Annotated in this window: 16 protein-coding genes; 10 read left to right on the top strand and 6 right to left on the bottom strand. The window is 66.7% G+C overall.

Features of this window, described 5'->3' with window-relative positions; all coding sequences use genetic code 11:
* Entirely contained in the window at window positions 1–2,169 is a 2,169-nt protein-coding gene (gene uvrD, locus FSV73_RS12625) for a DNA helicase II (RefSeq protein WP_145008212.1), read from the bottom strand.
* A gap of 272 nt (window positions 2,170–2,441) precedes the next feature.
* Between uvrD and hexR the strand changes: the two genes are divergently transcribed.
* Window positions 2,442–3,311 (top strand): transcriptional regulator HexR, encoded by an 870-nt coding sequence (hexR, locus tag FSV73_RS12620; RefSeq protein ID WP_145008211.1) that lies wholly within the window; start codon window positions 2,442–2,444, stop codon window positions 3,309–3,311.
* Window positions 3,312–3,385: 74 nt separating this feature from the next.
* Window positions 3,386–3,607 (top strand): PA3496 family putative envelope integrity protein, encoded by a 222-nt coding sequence (locus FSV73_RS12615; protein ID WP_145008210.1) that lies wholly within the window; start codon window positions 3,386–3,388, stop codon window positions 3,605–3,607.
* On the opposite strand, the gene FSV73_RS12610 is transcribed toward FSV73_RS12615, so the two are convergent.
* Entirely contained in the window at window positions 3,537–4,511 is a 975-nt protein-coding gene (locus FSV73_RS12610) for a LysR family transcriptional regulator (RefSeq protein WP_186309222.1), read from the bottom strand. The genes FSV73_RS12615 and FSV73_RS12610 overlap by 71 nt on opposite strands.
* Window positions 4,512–4,649: 138 nt before the next feature.
* Between FSV73_RS12610 and FSV73_RS12605 the strand changes: the two genes are divergently transcribed.
* The 8 genes from FSV73_RS12605 to FSV73_RS12575 all read left to right on the top strand — a co-directional run bounded on the left by FSV73_RS12605 (window position 4,650) and on the right by FSV73_RS12575 (window position 12,236).
* Window positions 4,650–6,065, top strand: coding sequence for an acetyl-CoA carboxylase biotin carboxylase subunit (locus FSV73_RS12605; RefSeq protein ID WP_145008208.1), 1,416 nt, complete (start codon window positions 4,650–4,652; stop codon window positions 6,063–6,065).
* Between the two features lie 13 nt (window positions 6,066–6,078).
* The gene (gene oadA, locus FSV73_RS12600) at window positions 6,079–7,884 is read left to right on the top strand and encodes a sodium-extruding oxaloacetate decarboxylase subunit alpha (RefSeq protein WP_145008207.1); all 1,806 of its coding nucleotides are present in this window, start codon (window positions 6,079–6,081) and stop codon (window positions 7,882–7,884) included.
* Window positions 7,885–8,043: 159 nt separating this feature from the next.
* Window positions 8,044–8,166, top strand: coding sequence for a hypothetical protein (locus FSV73_RS25790; protein ID WP_260856068.1), 123 nt, complete (start codon window positions 8,044–8,046; stop codon window positions 8,164–8,166).
* A gap of 206 nt (window positions 8,167–8,372) precedes the next feature.
* Window positions 8,373–9,269: a metal ABC transporter substrate-binding protein gene (locus FSV73_RS12595; protein ID WP_145008206.1), complete on the top strand. Its 897-nt coding sequence runs from the start codon at window positions 8,373–8,375 to the stop codon at window positions 9,267–9,269.
* The gene (locus FSV73_RS12590) at window positions 9,266–10,036 is read left to right on the top strand and encodes a metal ABC transporter ATP-binding protein (protein ID WP_145008205.1); all 771 of its coding nucleotides are present in this window, start codon (window positions 9,266–9,268) and stop codon (window positions 10,034–10,036) included. The genes FSV73_RS12595 and FSV73_RS12590 overlap by 4 nt, the downstream gene beginning before the upstream one ends.
* A complete protein-coding gene (locus FSV73_RS12585) occupies window positions 10,036–10,890 on the top strand; it encodes a metal ABC transporter permease (protein ID WP_145008204.1) in 855 nt (284 codons plus the stop codon). Before FSV73_RS12590 ends, FSV73_RS12585 begins: the two co-directional genes overlap by 1 nt.
* A complete protein-coding gene (locus FSV73_RS12580; protein WP_145008203.1) occupies window positions 10,890–11,735 on the top strand; it encodes a metal ABC transporter permease in 846 nt (281 codons plus the stop codon). Before FSV73_RS12585 ends, FSV73_RS12580 begins: the two co-directional genes overlap by 1 nt.
* A 66-nt stretch (window positions 11,736–11,801) precedes the next feature.
* Window positions 11,802–12,236 carry a CBS domain-containing protein gene (locus tag FSV73_RS12575; RefSeq protein ID WP_145008202.1) on the top strand — a complete coding sequence of 145 codons (435 nt, stop codon included), beginning with the start codon at window positions 11,802–11,804 and terminating at the stop codon, window positions 12,234–12,236.
* Between the two features lie 66 nt (window positions 12,237–12,302).
* On the opposite strand, the gene FSV73_RS12570 is transcribed toward FSV73_RS12575, so the two are convergent.
* Genes FSV73_RS12570 through FSV73_RS12555 form a run of 4 tightly spaced genes read right to left on the bottom strand, consistent with a single transcriptional unit; the run spans window position 12,303 to window position 14,556 of the window.
* The gene (locus FSV73_RS12570) at window positions 12,303–12,983 is read right to left on the bottom strand and encodes a GNAT family N-acetyltransferase (RefSeq protein ID WP_145008201.1); all 681 of its coding nucleotides are present in this window, start codon (window positions 12,981–12,983) and stop codon (window positions 12,303–12,305) included.
* Entirely contained in the window at window positions 12,980–13,429 is a 450-nt protein-coding gene (locus FSV73_RS12565; protein ID WP_145008200.1) for a GNAT family N-acetyltransferase, read from the bottom strand. The genes FSV73_RS12570 and FSV73_RS12565 overlap by 4 nt, the downstream gene beginning before the upstream one ends.
* A gap of 18 nt (window positions 13,430–13,447) precedes the next feature.
* Window positions 13,448–13,909, bottom strand: coding sequence for a GNAT family N-acetyltransferase (locus tag FSV73_RS12560; protein ID WP_186309221.1), 462 nt, complete (start codon window positions 13,907–13,909; stop codon window positions 13,448–13,450).
* 14 nt (window positions 13,910–13,923) lie between these two features.
* Window positions 13,924–14,556 (bottom strand): FMN-binding negative transcriptional regulator, encoded by a 633-nt coding sequence (locus FSV73_RS12555; protein ID WP_145008411.1) that lies wholly within the window; start codon window positions 14,554–14,556, stop codon window positions 13,924–13,926.
* Window positions 14,557–14,594 lie beyond the last annotated feature (38 nt).

Here is a 14,594-nt window from a genome sequence, read left to right as displayed (position 1 = left end):
CTAGAGCGGTTCGAGCTTGGCGTAGCTCACCATCAGCCACTTGCTGCCTTCGGACTTGAAGTTCACCTGCACCCGCGCATGGGCACCGGAGCCCTCGTAGTTGAGGATGACGCCCTCGCCGAACAGGGCATGCCGCACCGGCTGGCCGAGGCTGAAGGTGGTTTCCGGGACCGGCGCCTGGGCGAAGGGGCTGGGGCGGCTGCCGGCGAAGGGTTGCTTGACCGCATTGGACAGCCGCACCTCCTGGATCAGGCCGTCCGGTACCTCGCGCACGAAGCGCGAGACCTTGTTGTAGGTCTCGCTGCCGTAGAGCCGACGGGTCTCGGCATAGCTCATCACCAGGCGGCGCATGGCGCGGGTGATGCCCACGTAGGCCAGGCGGCGCTCCTCTTCCAGGCGGCCAGGTTCTTCCAGGCTCATCTTGTGCGGGAACAGGCCTTCTTCCAGGCCGGCGAGGAACACCAGCGGGAATTCCAGGCCCTTGGCGCTGTGCAGGGTCATCAGCTGGACGCTGTCTTCATGGCTGTCGGCCTGGGTGTCGCCGGATTCCAGGGCGGCATGGTCGAGGAAGGCCGCCAGGGGCGTCATCTCCTCGTCGCCGCTGAAGTCGAAGGAGCGCGCAGCGCTGACCAGTTCCTCCAGGTTTTCCACCCGGGCCTGGCCCTTCTCGCCCTTTTCTTCCTTGTGGAAGGTGACCAGGCCGGTCTGCTCGATGATCTGCTGCACCAGGTTGTGCAGGGACAGGTCCTCGGCCTTGAGCGCCAGGGTATCGACCAGCTCGACGAAGGCGTTGAGCGCCGAGGCGGCGCGACCGGAGACCGCGCGGGCGCCGACCAGGTCGTGCAGGGCCTGCCACAGCGAGGTGTTCTGGGCGCGCGCGGCGCTGCGCAGCGCTTCCACGGTCTTTTCGCCGATGCCGCGCGGCGGCACGTTGATCACTCGCTCCAGGGCGGCATCGTCGTGGCGATGCTGGATCAGCCGCAGGTAGGCCATGGCGTTCTTGATCTCGGCGCGCTCGAAGAATCTCAGGCCGCCATAGATGCGATAGGGGATCTTCTCGCGCAGCAGGGCCTCTTCCAGCACCCGCGACTGGGCGTTGGAGCGGTAGAGGATGGCCATCTCGCTGCGCCGGATGCCCTTCTTGAATTCACTCTCGATGGTCTCGACGATATAGCGCGCCTCATCGTGCTCGTTGAAGCCGGCATAGAGGGTGATGGCGTCGCCTTCGCCGGTGTCGGTCCACAGCTCCTTGCCGAGCCGGCCGAAGTTGTGGGCGATCAGGCCGTTGGCGGCCTTGAGGATGGTGTCGGTGGAGCGGTAGTTCTGCTCCAGGCGGATGATCTCGGCCGAGAAATCCTCGTTGAACTGCTGGATGTTCTCGATCTTGGCGCCGCGCCAGCCGTAGATGGACTGGTCGTCGTCGCCCACCACCATGAGGCTGGCGCCGTTCTGGGCGAGGTGCTTGAGCCAGGCGTACTGGACGGCGTTGGTGTCCTGGAATTCGTCCACCAGCAGGTGCTGGAAGCGCCGCTGGTAGTGCTCCAGCAGGCTGGGGTTGTTGCGCCAGAGGTCCAGGGCGCGCAGCAGCAGCTCGGAGAAGTCGATCACCCCGGCCCGGGCGCAGGCCGCCTCGTAGGCTTCGTAGATGCTGCGCATGGTGCTGAGGAAGAGGTCACCGACCGCCTGGATGTGCTGCGGGCGCAGGCCCTCGTCCTTCTGGCCGTTGATGAACCACTGCGCCTGGCGCGCCGGCCAGCGCTGCTCGTCGAGGCCCAGCTCGCGGATCACCCGCTTGACGATGCGCTGCTGGTCGTCGCTGTCGAGGATCTGGAAATTCTGCGCCAGCCCCGCTTCCTGCCAGTGGGCGCGCAACAGCCGGTGGGCCAGGCCGTGGAAGGTGCCGACCCACATGCCCTGCGGACTCATGCCCAGCAACTGCTCGATGCGGTGGCGCATCTCGGCGGCGGCCTTGTTGGTGAAGGTCACCGAGAGGATGGAGTGCGGCGAGGCGCGCTCGACCTGGATCAGCCAGGCGATGCGGTGCACCAGCACCCGGGTCTTGCCCGAGCCGGCACCGGCCAGGACCAGTTGGCGACCCAGGGGCGCGGCCACGGCCTGGCGCTGGGCATCGTTGAGGGAATTGAGCAGCAGGGAGATGTCGTCGTTCATCACCGCATTCTACCGATGCGGCGAAAGGAGCGCCAAACCAGACGGATAGGAGGCGAGGGCGGGACGGGACGGCTGGGCGCCACCGCCCAGGACCTTGCGCACCTTGGCCAGGCGCTATTCCTGGCCCGGGTAGTCGGTGGTGTGGACGACTACCGAAAAGCCTTGGAAAAGGTCGAAAAAGCCGTGCTGAATCGTAATGACCAAGAGCCTAGCCAACCGTTATGTAGTATAAGTACGACGCACTACATCCGCCCGCTAGCCGAGATACGCCTGTGAACCTCATGCAACACATTGCTCAATCCCGCCACCTGCTGCGCAAGTCGGAGCTCAAGGTCGCCGAGCAGGTCATGGTGGATCCGGCAGCGGTCATGCACAGCTCCATGGCCGATCTCGCCCACAACGTCGGGGTGAGCGAGCCCACCATCGTGCGGTTCTGCCGGGCGATCGGCTGCGATGGCTTCCAGGATCTCAAGCTGCGCCTGGCGCAGAGCCTGGCGGCGGGCGCCAGTTTCGGCCAGTTCGCCATCCATGAGAACGATGCCGTGGAGGACTTCAGCCTGAAGATCTTCGACACCACCCTGCATACGCTGATGGACGTGCGCGAGCGGCTGGACATGCGGGCGCTGGAGACGGCCATCGAGGCGATCGCCAAGGCGCAGCGGGTGATGTTCTACGGCTTCGGCGCCTCGGGCTCGGTGGCCAACGATGCCCAGCACAAGTTCTTTCGCCTGCAGCTGAGTGCCACGGCCTATTCCGATCCGCACATGCAGGCCATGTCGGCGGCGACCCTGACGCCTTCCGACGCCGCCATCTGCATCTCCCAGTCGGGGCGCTCCAAGGACCTGCTGATCACTGCCAACCTGGTGCGCGACAATGGCGCCGCCCTCATCACCATCTGTCCGGGACAGACGCCCCTGGCCGATCTGTCCACGGTGAACATCGCCATCGACGTCCACGAGGACACCGACATCTATGTGCCCCTGACCTCGCGCATCGCCCACCTGGTGGTGATCGATGTCCTGGCCATGGGCGTGGCCATGTCGCGCGGGCCGGCGTTGGTCGAGCACCTCAAGAGCGTCAAGCGCAGCTTGCGCAGTCTGCGGCTGTCGTCGAAGTCGACCAAGCACAACGACACCCAATAGTCGTCGGGCTGTCGCCAAACCGTCACCTGTTAGGGGGAAGCTGCCCATTCCGATCCCAGCCCGGAGGAATAGGCATGACCGCTCTCGTCCAGGAATCCAGCGCCCGTCTCGACAGCAAGACCCGCAGAAAGCTACAGGATCAGCGGCGGATGAAATTCCGTCGCGCCATCGAGGCCCGTGCCGAGGAGCAGCGGCTCGCCGTGGAACTCGATGAACTGCTGTTCCTCAACCAGTTGCTGGACGAGCGCCAGGCGCAGCGCCTGCAGCAGGTTCCAGGGCGATACCTAACGCATTGATCAGGCTGCGCTGGCTACGCAGGTAGTCGACGAAGGCCTGGGCCACCGGCGACAGCGGCTTGCCGCGCGGGTGGACCACGCACCAGGAGCGGCGCAGCGGCAGCTCGGCGACGTCCAGTTCGACCAGGCTCCCGGCGACGAGCTCGCTGCGAATGGCCTGGCGTGGCAGCAGGGCCAGGCCCAGGCCGGCACGGACCGCCTCGCGCTGCGCCTCGAAGGCGCCGATCTCCAGCTGCTCGGCGAAGTGTGCCCGCTTCTGCTTGAGATAGTCCTCGCAGGCCTGGCGGGTACCGGAGCCCACCTCGCGTACCAGCAGCGGATAGCGGGTCAGGTCGCGCAGGCTCAGGCCGCTGCATCCCGCCAGGGCATGACCGGGGCGCGCCACGGCGACGATGGCGTTGTCCAGCAGGGGCAGGAACTCCAGGTCCGCGTTGCCCGGCACCCCGGACATCAAGGCCACGTCTTCGCGACTCTCCGTCAGCCGCCGCAGCATCCGGGCATGGTTGCCCACGGTCAGTGCCAGATCGACCTGGGGGTGACTGCCACGGAACTGGCTGAAGAGGTGCGGCGCCAGGTACTGGGCGCTGCTCTCCACTCCCAGGCGCAACTGGCCGTGCAGGGCGCCGCGCAGATTCGACAGCTGCATGTCCAGGCTGCCCAGGCGGGCGAAGAGATCGCGCCCGGTCTGGCGCAACGCCTCGCCGGCCTCGGTGAGGTAGAGGGTGCGATTGAGGTAGTTGAACAGCGGGGCACCTACCACCTCTTCCAGCTGGCGCACCTGCAGGCTCACCGCGGGTTGGGTCAGCGCCATGATGTCGGCGGCACGGCTGTAGGAGCGGGCTTCGCAGACGGCCTCGAATACCTGCAGTTGGCGAAAGGTGAGCCGCATCAAGGGCTTGCGCATGGGTATCGACCGCGTCCATAAGTGATTACTTATGGAGTATCCAACAATTATTTATTTTCCATAAGGGAGACCCTGGCGTAGCGTCGAGACACCGGCAATAACAAGCGGCTGCGGGCTGCAACAGACAAGGAGCCAGGTGTGATCAAGAAGATACTCATCGCCAACCGCGGCGAAATCGCCGTGCGTATCGTCCGGGCCTGTGCCGAGATGGGCATTCGTTCGGTGGCGGTCTATTCCGATGCCGATCGCCAAGCGCTCCACGTGAAACGTGCCGACGAGGCCCATGGCATCGGCAGCGATCCGCTGGAGGGCTATCTCAACCCGCGCAAGCTGGTGAACCTCGCCGTGGAGACCGGTTGCGACGCCCTCCATCCCGGCTATGGCTTCCTCTCGGAGAACGCCGAGCTGGCGGAGATCTGCGCCCAGCGCGGTATCCGCTTCATCGGGCCGTCCGCCGACGTCATCCGGCGCATGGGTGACAAGACCGAGGCCCGGCGCAGCATGATCGCTGCCGGCGTGCCCTGCACCCCGGGCACCGAAGGCAACGTGGCGGATCTCGCCGAGGCCCTGCAGGAAGGCGACCGCCTCGGCTACCCGGTGATGCTCAAGGCCACCTCCGGCGGCGGTGGGCGCGGGATCCGCCGCTGCAACTCGCGCGAGGAGCTGGAACAGGCCTATCCGCGGGTGATCTCCGAGGCGACCAAGGCCTTCGGCTCGGCCGAGGTGTTCCTCGAGAAGTGCATCGTCAATCCCAAGCACATCGAGGCGCAGATCCTCGCCGACAGGCACGGCAACACCGTGCACCTGTTCGAGCGCGACTGCTCCATCCAGCGGCGCAACCAGAAGCTGATCGAGATCGCCCCCAGCCCCCAGCTCACCCCCGAGCAGCGCGCCTACATCGGTGATCTCGCCGTGCGCGCGGCCAAGGCGGTGGGTTACGAGAACGCCGGCACCGTGGAATTCCTGCTCGCCGAGGGCGAGGTGTATTTCATGGAGATGAATACCCGGGTGCAGGTGGAGCACACCATCACCGAGGAAATCACCGGCATCGACATCGTTCGCGAGCAGATCCGCATCGCCTCCGGGCTGCCGCTGTCCTTCGCCCAGGAAGACGTCCAGCACCGCGGCTTCGCCCTGCAATTCCGCATCAACGCCGAAGACCCGAAGAACAACTTCCTGCCGAGCTTCGGCAAGATCACCCGCTACTACGCGCCGGGCGGCCCGGGGGTGCGCACCGACACCGCCATCTACACCGGCTACGTGATCCCGCCGTACTACGACTCCATGTGCCTGAAGCTGATCGTCTGGGCGCTGAGCTGGGAAGAAGCCATGGATCGCGGCCTGCGCGCCCTGGACGACATGCGCGTGCAGGGGGTGAAGACCACCGCGCCCTACTACGAGGCCATCCTGCGCGATCCCGAATTCCGTAGCGGGCGCTTCAACACCAGCTTCGTGGAAGGCCATCCGGAGCTGACCCAGTACTCGATCAAGCGCAACCCGACGCACCTGGCCATCGCCATCGCCGCCGCCATCGCCGCCCACGCCGGTCTGTAAGGACGACAGAACAATGAAAAGCATCCAGATCACCGACACCATCCTGCGCGACGCCCACCAATCGCTGCTGGCGACCCGCATGCGCACCGAAGACATGCTGCCGATCTGCGCCAAGCTCGACCAGGTTGGCTACTGGTCGCTGGAAGTCTGGGGCGGCGCTACCTTCGACGCCTGCGTGCGCTTCCTCAAGGAGGATCCGTGGGAACGCCTGCGCCAGCTGCGCAAGGCCTTGCCCAACACCCGCCTGCAGATGCTCCTGCGTGGCCAGAACCTGCTGGGTTACCGGCACTATAGCGACGACGTGGTCGAGGCCTTCGTCGAGCGCGCCGCGGCCAATGGCACCGACGTCTTCCGCATCTTCGATGCCATGAACGATGTGCGTAACCTGGAAACCGCCATCCGCGCGGTCAAGGCCACCGGCAAGCATGCCCAGGGCACCCTCTGCTACACCACCAGCCCGGTGCACAGCGTGGCGGCCTTCGTCGACCAGGCGCGGCGGATGGCCGACCTGGGCGTGGATTCCATCGCCATCAAGGACATGGCCGGCCTGCTCACGCCCTATGCCACCGGCGATCTGGTCAAGGCGCTCAAGGAGGCCCTGGCACTGGACGTGGTGGTGCATTCCCACGACACCGCCGGGGTGGCCTCCATGTGCCAGCTCAAGGCGGTGGAGAACGGCGCCGACCGCATCGAGACGGCGATCTCCAGTATGGCCTGGGGTACCAGCCATCCGGGCACCGAATCCATGGTCGCCGCCCTGCGTGACACGCCCTATGACACCGGGCTGGACCTGGAGCTGTTGCAGGAGATCGGCCTGTACTTCCATGCGGTGCGCAAGAAGTACCACCAGTTCGAGAGCGAATTCACCGGCGTCGACACCCGGGTGCAGGTCAACCAGGTGCCGGGCGGCATGATCTCCAACCTGGCCAACCAGCTGCGCGAGCAGGGTGCCCTCAATCGCATGAACGAGGTGCTGGAAGAGATCCCGCGGGTGCGCAAGGACCTGGGCTATCCCCCCCTGGTCACCCCGACCTCGCAGATCGTCGGCACCCAGGCGTTCTTCAACGTGCTGGCCGGCGAGCGCTACAAGACCATCACCAACGAGGTGAAGCTCTATCTGCAGGGCCGCTACGGCAAGGCGCCTGGCGCGATCTGCGAGCAGCTGCGCAAGCAGGCCATCGGCCAGGAAGAGGTCATCGACGTCCGTCCCGCCGATCTGCTCAGCCCGGAACTGGCGCGCCTGCGCGCCGACATCGGCGACCTGGCCCGGAGCGAAGAGGACGTGCTGACCTTCGCCATGTTCCCCGACATCGGCCGCAAGTTCCTCGAGGAACGCGCCGCGGGCACCCTGGTGCCGGAAGCCTTGCTGCCCATCCCCAGCGCGGATGGCGTGGCGGCGGTGGGCGGCCAGGGTGTGCCGACCGCCTTCAGCGTCGACGTGCATGGCGAGACCTACCAGGTGGACATCACCGGCATCGGTCTCAAGACCGAAGGCAAGCGGCACTTCTACCTGTCCATCGACGGGGTGCCGGAAGAGGTAGTGTTCGAGGCCAGTGGCGACTTCGTCGCCGAGGGCGGCCAGCGGCGGCGCCAGGCGGAGCGTCCGGGCGACGTCAGTACCACCATGCCGGGCAACATCGTCGAGGTGCTGGTGAAGGAGGGCGAGCAGGTCAAGGCTGGGCAGGGCGTGCTGGTCACCGAGGCCATGAAGATGGAAACCGAGATCCAGGCGCCCATCGCCGGTACCGTCACCGCGGTACGGGTAGCCAAGGGCGACCGCGTGAATCCGGGCGAGGTGTTGATCGAAATCGAAGGCTGAGATCACTTCGATTTCCCTCGGGGGCCGATAGGCCCCCTTTTTTATGGGGACTCTCTATCCGTTCGATTGAGAAAAAGCACTAACACCTTCCGATAGGGTCTGCTATTTAATATAGCCATGGCTATAACGATCCCCGGAGGATTCGCGATGCTCAAAGACATGAAGAGACGTGCACTGCAGGGCCTGCTGGACAAGCTGCTCGACCAGCATGCGGAGCGTCGCGTGGTAGACGCCCCGACAGAACGACCGGTCGCCGCGCCGCGTCGCGCCCTGGCCTTCTGAGCCACGCCGCCGCCTGCCCATGGGCGGCTGGATCATTCCCTCTCCACTGACGACGTCCAGGTCCCGCTGGACGTTGTCACGCCTGTTTCCACTCCTGCTTGCACCGCGAACCCGTCTCATCCGAGGTTACAAAGTCTCCGCGCATTCTCAATAGGTTGTGCTATCTAATTTAGCCAAGGCTATACATTTGGCGAGAGGCGGAGCGGATGCTGAAGAACACGAGACGCTGGGCACTGGCAGGTCTGCTGGGCATGCTGCTCGGCCAGGCCCAGGCCCAGGCCGCCGAGCCCTTCAAGGTGGTCACCACCTTCACGGTGATCGCCGACATGGCGCGCAACGTGGCGGGCGATGCCGCCCAGGTGGAGTCCATCACCAAGCCCGGTGCCGAGATCCATAACTACCAGCCGACCCCGGGAGACCTGCTCAAGGCGCGGGATGCCCAGCTGGTGCTGTGGAACGGCCTGAATCTGGAGCTGTGGTTCGAGCGGTTCTTCGGTCGCCTGAAGGACGTACCCCGCGCCGTGGTCTCCCAGGGCATCACGCCCATCGCCATCGCCGAGGGCTCCTACGCCGGCAAGCCCAACCCCCATGCCTGGATGTCGCCCACGGCGGCGCTGGTCTACGTCGACAACATCCGCGATGCCCTGGTCGAACACGATCCGACCCATGCCGACAGCTACCGACGCAACGCCGAGGCCTACAAGGCGCGCATCACCGCGACCCTCGAACCCCTGCGCCAGCAATTGCAGGCGATTCCCGCGCCGCGCCGCTGGCTGGTGTCCAGCGAGGGCGCCTTCAGCTACCTGGCGCGCGACCTGGGGCTCAAGGAGCTCTATCTATGGCCGATCAACGCCGATGGGCAGGGCACCCCGCAACAGGTGCGGCGGGTGATCGAGACGGTACGCGCCGAGCGGATCCCGGCGGTGTTCAGCGAGAGCACGGTGTCCGCCGCGCCGGCCGAGCAGGTGGCGCGGGAGAGCGGTGCCCGCTATGGCGGGGTGCTCTATGTGGATTCCCTCAGCGCCGCCGACGGTCCGGTGCCCACCTACCTGGAGCTGCTGCGGGTGACCACCGCGACCCTGGTGCAGGGGCTGGCGCCATGATCGCCCTCGACCGGGTCAGCATGACCTATCGTAACGGCCATGCCGCCTTGCGCGACGCCAGCCTGGTGGTGCCCGCTGGCTCCATCACCGCCCTGGTCGGGATCAATGGCAGCGGCAAGTCCACCCTGTTCAAGGCGATCATGGGCTTCGTGCCGGTGCGCGCCGGCCAGGTGCGGGTCGACGAGCTGCCGGTGGCCCAGGCACTCAAGCGCAACCTGATCGCCTACGTACCCCAGAGCGAAGACGTGGATTGGGATTTTCCGGTGCGGGTGGAGGACGTGGTGCTCATGGGCCGCTATGGCCGGATGAATGTCCTGCGCCTGGCGCGCGCCGCCGATCACCAGGCGGTGGACGCCGCCCTGGCCCGGGTCGGGCTGACCGAGCTGCGCAAGCGGCAGATCGGCGAGCTCTCCGGAGGGCAGAAGAAGCGGGTCTTCCTGGCCCGCGCCCTGGCCCAGGACAGCCGGGTGATCCTGCTGGACGAGCCCTTCACCGGGGTGGACGCCACCTCCGAGCGCGCCATCATCGAGTTGCTCCAGGCGCTGCGCGCCGAAGGTCGCGCCATGCTGGTGTCGACCCACGACCTGGCCAGCATCGAGCGCTTCTGCGACCGCACCGTGCTGCTCGACCGTACCGTACTGGCCCAGGGGCCGACCGCGGAGGTATTCACCCGGGAAAACCTGGAACGCACCTTTGGCGGTGCTCTGCGCCTGTTCGAGGGCGGGCACCCGGCCGCGCCCTCGGCCCAGTGGCGGGAGCGGGCCTGATGGAAGGGCTGCTCGAACCCCTGGCCTATGGCTACATGAGGAATGCCCTAGGCGCCGCCGCCCTGGTGGGCGGTCTCTGCGCCTTTCTTTCCGCCTACCTGATGCTCAAGGGCTGGTCGCTGATCGGCGATGCCCTGTCCCATGCCGTGGTGCCGGGCGTGGCCGGCGCCTACCTGCTGGGGCTGCCGCTGGCCTTGGGCGCCTTTGTCGCCGGCGGCGCGGCGGCCGGGGCCATGCTCGGGCTACGGCACTACACCCGGCTCAAGGAAGACGTCATCATCGGCCTGATCTTCAGCGCCTTCTTCGGCGGTGGCCTGTTCCTGGTGTCCGTGGCGCCGGTAGCGGTGGACATCCAGACCATCGTCTTCGGCAACATCCTGGCCATCACCCCCGAGGCCAGTCGCCAGCTGCTGATCATCGCTACCGTCTCCCTGCTGGTGCTGCTGCTCAAGTGGCGGGACCTCTTGCTGGTGTTCTTCGACGAGGGCCAGGCGCGCGCCTGTGGCCTGAACCCCACCCTGTACAAGCTACTGTTCTTCACCCTGCTGGCGCTGAGCACGGTGGCGGCCATGCAGACGGTGGGCGCCTTCCTGGTCATCGCCCTGGTGGTGACGCCCGGCGCCACCGCCTATCTGCTCAGCGACCGCTTTTCGCGGGTGGTGCTGATCAGCGTGGCCATCGGCGTCGGCAGCGGCCTGCTGGGGACCTATCTCAGTTACTTCCTCGATGGTGCCACCGGTGGCTGCGTGGTGGTGCTGCAAACCCTGGCCTTCCTGCTGGCCTTCGTCCTGGCGCCGCGCCATGGCCTGCTGGCTAACCGGCGCCGTGCGCGGCAGTTGGCGGAGCAGGGCTGATGGACTGGCTGCTGCTGACCCTGGAAATCGACTTCATGCGCCAGGCGCTGCTGATGGCCGTGCTGGTGGCGGTGCCCACCGCGTTGCTGTCGTGCTTTCTGGTGCTCAAAGGCTGGGCGCTGCTGGGCGATGCCATCGCCCACGCGGTGTTTCCCGGCCTGGTGCTGGCCTCGGCGCTGGGCGCTCCGCTGGTGGCCGGCGCCTTCGTCGCCGGCTTGGGCTGCGCCCTGGCCACCGGTTATTTGAAGCGCCACAGCCGGGTGAAGCAGGACAGTCTGATGGGGGTGGTCTTCTCCGGCATGTTCGGCCTGGGGCTGGTGCTGCACGCCAAGCTGTCCACCGACCTGCACCTCGACCATATCCTGCTCGGCGATCTGCTGGGGGTGACGCCAGCGGCCTTCTGGCAGATGGCGGTGATCGCCACCCTGGTAGTGCTGGCCCTGGCCTGTCGCTGGCGCGATCTGCTGGTGCTGGCCTTCGATGCGGCCCAGGCGCGGGCCCTGGGCCTGCGGGTGGGGCTGCTGCACTACGGTCTGCTCGGCCTCATCGCCCTGACGGTGGTCGGCGCGCTGCAGGCGGTGGGCATGGTGCCGGTGGTGGCGCTACTGATCGCGCCGGGCGCCACGGCCTTTCTGTTGACCCGCTCCTTCGGCCGGATGCTGCTGGTGGCGACGGCGCTGGCGGTCACGGCCGCGCTGGGCGGGGTGCTGCTGAGCCTGGCCTGGGACAGCGCGCCGGCGCCGACCATGGTGCTGCTGCTGACGACAGGCTTCGTGCTGGCCCTGGCATGGCGCCTGTGGCGGGATCGACGTCGCTCGGGCGATAAGGGTGTTCAATCGGCCTGATGTAATCGGCTGACTGGCCCTGCCAGGCGTTCCCGGTCACGCTCGCCTTCCCCCAGGAGAACACTCATGAAAACCGTCGCCCAGTTGCTCGCCGCCAAAGCCCAGCAAGACGTCTACACCACTACCCCGGAAGCCTCGGTGCTCGAGGCGCTGCAGCTGATGGCGGCCAAGAACGTCGGGGCCCTGCCGGTGGTGCGGGGTAACGAATTGGTCGGCATCGTCAGCGAGCGCGACTATGCGCGCAAGATGGTGCTGCAGGGACGCTCCTCCTATGCCACCCCGGTGAGCGCCATCATGACCGCCGCGGTGATCATCATCCTGCCGTCGCAGAGCGTCGCCGACTGCCTGGCGCTGATGACCGAACACCGCCTGCGTCACCTGCCGGTAATGGGCAACGGCCAACTGATCGGCCTGCTGTCCATCGGCGACCTGGTCAAGGAAATCATGGTCGAGCAGGCCGCGCTGATCCGCCAACTGGAAGGCTATATCCGCGGCGAGTGATCCTGCAGCGGTCCAGGGACTCCGCTACGGGGCGACCGGCTCGCCCCGTAGCGATCCTGTCGCGGCCTAGCGCTCTGCCGCGGCGGCTACGGCCAGGGCACTGCGTTGCCGGCCCTCGGCATCGAAATTCTCCGCCGCCAGCCAGCGCTGGAAGCCGGCAGCCACCGCTGGCCATTCGTGGTCGAGCAGGCTGAACCAGGCGGTGTCGCGATTACGACCCTTGACCACCCGGTGCTGGCGGAACAGGCCTTCGTAGCGGAAGCCCAGGCGTTCGGCGGCCCGTTTCGAGCGGGTGTTGGCGTTATCACATTTCCATTCCAGGCGGCGATTGCCCAGGGCGAAGGCCTCCTGCATCAGCAGGTAGAAGGTTTCGGTCGCCAGCGTCGAGCGTTGCAGGCGCGCACCCAGGGCCACGCTGCCAATCTCGATGCAGCCATTTTCAGTATCGATACTCATCAAGGCGAGCACGCCCAGTGCCGCGTCGTCACCTGGATCTACCACGGTGAAGAAGAGCGGATCCCGGGAGGTCAGCAGTTGTGCCAGCCACGCATCGAACGCCCCTGGATCGGCAAAGGGGCCATACCGCAGGTATTGCCAGAGCAGGGGGTCGGCGTCGGGACCAGCCTGTAGCTCCTGCCACAGAGAGGCGCCGTGACGCGCCGGATCGAGGGGCTCCAGGCGGACGTAGCGCCCTTGGAGTGGGCGCGGTTGCGGTGCGCGGGCGGGGGTCCAGGTGAGGGTGGTCATGGGCGCTCTCCCAAGAGCTGGCGGTACTGGATGAAGCCGGAACGGGCAGCGATGCGGTCGTAGAGCTGGCGCCCCGGATAGTTGGTTTCCTGGGTCAGCCAGTGCACCCGGTCGCAGCCGTCCGCTGCGGCACGGGCATAGACGTATTCGATGAGCTTGCGACCCAGGCCACCGCCACGATGACCCGCGGCGACATAGAGATCCTGCAGGTAGCAGTAGTCGGTCTCGGTCCAGCAGGAACGGTGATAGATGAAGTGCACCAGCCCCAGCGGCCGCTCCCCCTCCCAGGCGAGGGCCCCGTGGATGGGCTCGCGCGGATCGAGCAGGCGCTGCCAGGTACGGGCGTAGGTGGCTTCCGGCAGGACGGTCTCGTAGAAGGCCAGGTAGGCCTGCCAGAGGTCGTGCCAGACGGCGTGGTCATGCGGGGTGAGGGGGCGAATGGTCATGGGGCGGCTTCCACGGGCTCAGCGTTGGTCAGGAGTAACGGGGGTACAGGGGTGCTGGTATTGGAGAAAGCCGGAACGCTCGGCTAGCCCATCGTAGAGTCGCTGGGCGTTGTGGTTGGTCTCGTGAGTGAGCCAATGCACCCGGTCACAGCCAGCCAGGTCCGCCTGGCGATAGACGTCGGCGATCAGTTGCCCACCTATACCCTTTCCGCGGCTATCGGCTGCCACATAGAGATCTTCCAGGTAGCACGACGACCCTTGCGTCCAGCAGGAGCGGTGGTAGATGAAGTGCACCAGCCCCAGGGGGCGCTCACCGTCCCAGGCCAGGGCGCCATGGATGGGCTCGCGCGGATCGAGCAGGCGCTGCCAGGTACGGGCGTAGGTGGCTTCCGGCAGGACGGTCTCGTAGAAGGTCAGGTAGGCCTGCCAGAGGTCGTGCCAGACGGCGTGGTCGGCTTCGGTCAGGGGGCGGATGGTCATGGATGGCTCCAAGGTCAGGCGGGAGAGGTGATCAGGGCGGCCAGCGCCTGGTCGCCTGGTACAGGGCTGGCGGCCAGGCCCTGGCGGACACCCTCGCGGTCGGCGGCGTTGCGGTTCTGGCTGAGCTTGGCGATGCCCTGGAGGTCATCGATGGGCAGGCGCAGGCCGCGGATAGCGCGCAGCATGCCCTGCAGATAATCCGCCGGGGCATCCTGTACCCGCCAGGGTTGCGCACGGCCGGCTTCATGCTGGTCGGTGAGCCGTTCCAGCAGTGGCAACAGGCGCTCGGGGTCGTCGAAGACCTCGACCGTGCCGCGGGCGTGCACCGCCTGGTAGTTCCAGGTCGGGACCACCCGGCCATGCTCGGCCTTGCCGGGATAGAAGGAGGGGCTGACATAGGCCTGGGGACCCTGGAACACCGCCAGTACCTGTCCCTGCTCGACCAGCGCCGCGGCCTGGGGATTGCTGCGCGCCAGATGGCCATAGAGGGTGCCATAGCGGCCTTCGTCAGGATCCAGCCAGAGCGGCAGGTGACTGACCTGCGGACCGCTCGCACTCTGGCTCACCAGCAGCGCCAGGGCATGGGCCTGCAGGTGCTGGTGCAGGCTGGGCAGGTGATCGAGACGGAAGGCGGGATTGGGGTACATGGGGGTGCTCTCCAGCAAGCGTCTCGCCATGCTAAGGT

Source organism: Pseudomonas oryzihabitans, assembly GCF_007665395.1.
Taxonomy (GTDB): domain Bacteria; phylum Pseudomonadota; class Gammaproteobacteria; order Pseudomonadales; family Pseudomonadaceae; genus Chryseomonas; species Chryseomonas psychrotolerans_C.
Note: the sequence above shows the minus strand (reverse complement) of the source record. Positions and strands in the feature narration are given on the sequence as shown.

Coding starts and splice junctions, on each gene's coding strand:
- uvrD (WP_145008212.1), bottom strand. CDS start 2,169: ATGAACGACGACATCTCCCTGCTGCTCAATTCCCTCAACGATGCCCAG.
- FSV73_RS12615 (WP_145008210.1), top strand. CDS start 3,386: ATGACCGCTCTCGTCCAGGAATCCAGCGCCCGTCTCGACAGCAAGACC.
- FSV73_RS12610 (WP_186309222.1), bottom strand. CDS start 4,511: ATGCGCAAGCCCTTGATGCGGCTCACCTTTCGCCAACTGCAGGTATTC.
- oadA (WP_145008207.1), top strand. CDS start 6,079: ATGAAAAGCATCCAGATCACCGACACCATCCTGCGCGACGCCCACCAA.
- FSV73_RS25790 (WP_260856068.1), top strand. CDS start 8,044: ATGAAGAGACGTGCACTGCAGGGCCTGCTGGACAAGCTGCTCGACCAG.
- FSV73_RS12595 (WP_145008206.1), top strand. CDS start 8,373: ATGCTGAAGAACACGAGACGCTGGGCACTGGCAGGTCTGCTGGGCATG.
- FSV73_RS12590 (WP_145008205.1), top strand. CDS start 9,266: ATGATCGCCCTCGACCGGGTCAGCATGACCTATCGTAACGGCCATGCC.
- FSV73_RS12585 (WP_145008204.1), top strand. CDS start 10,036: ATGGAAGGGCTGCTCGAACCCCTGGCCTATGGCTACATGAGGAATGCC.
- FSV73_RS12580 (WP_145008203.1), top strand. CDS start 10,890: ATGGACTGGCTGCTGCTGACCCTGGAAATCGACTTCATGCGCCAGGCG.
- FSV73_RS12575 (WP_145008202.1), top strand. CDS start 11,802: ATGAAAACCGTCGCCCAGTTGCTCGCCGCCAAAGCCCAGCAAGACGTC.
- FSV73_RS12570 (WP_145008201.1), bottom strand. CDS start 12,983: ATGACCACCCTCACCTGGACCCCCGCCCGCGCACCGCAACCGCGCCCA.
- FSV73_RS12565 (WP_145008200.1), bottom strand. CDS start 13,429: ATGACCATTCGCCCCCTCACCCCGCATGACCACGCCGTCTGGCACGAC.
- FSV73_RS12560 (WP_186309221.1), bottom strand. CDS start 13,909: ATGACCATCCGCCCCCTGACCGAAGCCGACCACGCCGTCTGGCACGAC.
- FSV73_RS12555 (WP_145008411.1), bottom strand. CDS start 14,556: ATGTACCCCAATCCCGCCTTCCGTCTCGATCACCTGCCCAGCCTGCAC.